We start from the raw sequence: 2,073 nt of genomic DNA on the forward strand, positions 1-2,073 counted from the left end.
AGNTCNCKCGNGCTGRMMRCCSGMRYNGSWGSWMMAKGCNGCARNAAMMTGSMAKTYGAWGMSGSMGCCRGCGNTGYNCGAWCAARKTSNNGCCCKGNGCKNGCAATTTATCGCCGTCTTCTGACGGCGTTGCCGCCATCGGAGGGCGATTTGTTGCAGCCCGGGCCACCTTGTTCGACAGCGCCGGCTCCGGCATCGACTGGCATTTTGTTGCAGCCTTGACCACCGGCTCCGGCGGTCAGCCGAGTGACTGCAGGGCCAGATCCAGCGCCTGGCGCAGTAACACGCGGTCGTGATGATGAGGTTCGTCATCCGCCGCCAGCGGCCGCTGTATGATAATGCGCTCCGCGAGGCTGTCTGCCGCCGTCCCCGGCCCGATAATCATCCCGTCGATAACCTTTTCCCGGCCGATGGCCTGCTCCATCATGCGCACTTTTTGCGCCAGCGTCATATTCGCCGCCGCCACGCTGAGTTCACGGCCGAGGTTATCCAGATAGATCATCGGCGCGCGGGTGCGGCGCAGCGCCTGCGTCAAATATTCCACCAGCAACAACGGCATCAGACTGGTGAGAAAGCTGCCGGGGCCGATAATGATGAGGTCCGCGCCGGCGATAGCCAGCAGCGCTTCGCGCGTCGCCGGAACCGGCGCCGTTAGCTTCAGCTGTACGGGCAATTCATTTAGCCGGTCAATGGCCACTTCCCCATACACGGTGTCGCCGGACAACGCGGTGGCCTGCAAATCCACCGGCTGCTCCGACATCGGGATCAGGCTGGCGTTGACCTTCAGCAGGTTGCGAATCAGGTTGATGGCCTCAAGCGGCCTGACGCTGAGATTATCCAGCGCCTTCAACATCAAATTGCCCAGGTTGTGGCCCGCCAGTTCGCCCTGGCCGCCAAAGCGGTATTCAAACATCGCCGAGGCGATGCTCGGTTCGGCGATAAGCTGATTGAGGCAGTTGCGGGTATCGCCCCAGGCAATGCCGCCTTCGGACTGGCGAATGCGGCCGGAAGAGCCGCCGTTATCGGTGGTGGTCACGATGCCCGTCAATCGTGATCCCAGAAAGGAAAGCGCAGACATGACCCGGCCCAAGCCGTGGCCGCCTCCCAGAGCGACCACCTGGTCCAAATCGGCTAATGTTCGGTTGCGCATATTTCTCCTGATGGTGTGAAACGGGTGACTGAGGCTGAGTGTGGCATAAAATAGCGGATTTGCCGGCAAAAGCGAACCGGGACGAGCGCATGCCGGGGGTTTTCAGGGAATGAAATGAAAAAATCAGTGTAATATCAACGTTATATATATTTTTATATAGCGGTTTTTCGCGCGCCACGCATGGTATCCGCGCGGCTTTAGGGCTAGAATAGAAGCCAGTCAACCATTCCTTTTCGTACCTTTGGGCGAAAAGGTAAACATAACTCCTAGCCTTTACGCCTAAGTGGCTCCCGATGAGTCATACGGGGTTCTGGCCGTGGCGATGGCCACCAGGGTGCAGGGTAGAAATGCCGGCATCTCCCGTATTTGGAAAGGTGTTACTGTGTCACAACTCATCGATGCGTTTGAGCGCAGGTTTTACTATCTGCTCGAGAGCAATCGGACGCTTGAGGCGCTGAAAACCCGTATCGCCGGCGGATTGAATCACAAAAAGCAGACCCATTTCTTACATCAGGGCAATACCGGCATTACCCGCAACCTATCCTATATCGGCGGCTAGGCCTGCCCGGAGAAAACGTATGTCGCAACTGACCCACATTACCGAGCGCGGCGACGCGCATATGGTGGATGTTTCCACCAAAGCCGACACGGTGCGCGAAGCCCGCGCCTGCGCCTATGTCACGATGGCGCCGGCCACCCTGGCGATGATCCTCGATGGCCAGCACCATAAAGGGGATGTGTTCGCCATCGCCGGCATCCAGGCCGCCAAACGCACCTGGGAGCTGCTGGTTCCGGTCACGTCCGATTACTGATTCCGATTTCACCCGATCACTGATTCCGGTCGCCCGATCAGCGATTCCGATTCTGTCCGATCGCTCATCTTCTGTTCCGCCATACTCTGGAGACTTTTAGCTTCCGGGGGT

1 protein-coding gene, 2 pseudogenes and 1 riboswitch are annotated in these 2,073 nt (G+C 58.8%); of the genes and pseudogenes, 2 read left to right on the forward strand and 1 reads right to left on the reverse strand.

Features of this window, described 5'->3' with window-relative positions:
* Positions 1 to 238: 238 nt before the first annotated feature.
* Positions 239 to 1,150: a gluconeogenesis factor YvcK family protein gene (locus ACMX3H_RS16995; RefSeq protein ID WP_415211660.1), complete on the reverse strand. Its 912-nt coding sequence runs from the start codon at positions 1,148 to 1,150 to the stop codon at positions 239 to 241.
* 251 nt (positions 1,151 to 1,401) lie between these two features.
* A riboswitch (molybdenum cofactor riboswitch) is annotated at positions 1,402 to 1,543 on the forward strand.
* 58 nt (positions 1,544 to 1,601) lie between these two features.
* Here ACMX3H_RS16995 and moaA point away from each other — a divergent pair.
* Together moaA and ACMX3H_RS17005 are read left to right on the forward strand one after the other, a co-directional pair.
* Positions 1,602 to 1,709 (forward strand): annotated as a pseudogene (moaA, locus tag ACMX3H_RS17000) (GTP 3',8-cyclase MoaA); the annotation flags it as partial.
* Positions 1,710 to 1,728: 19 nt separating this feature from the next.
* A pseudogene (locus ACMX3H_RS17005) lies at positions 1,729 to 1,938 on the forward strand (cyclic pyranopterin monophosphate synthase MoaC); the annotation flags it as partial.
* Positions 1,939 to 2,073 lie beyond the last annotated feature (135 nt).

It is taken from the genome of Sodalis sp. (in: enterobacteria) (assembly GCF_047607725.1).
Classification (GTDB): Bacteria; Pseudomonadota; Gammaproteobacteria; order Enterobacterales; family Enterobacteriaceae; genus JBLKSS01.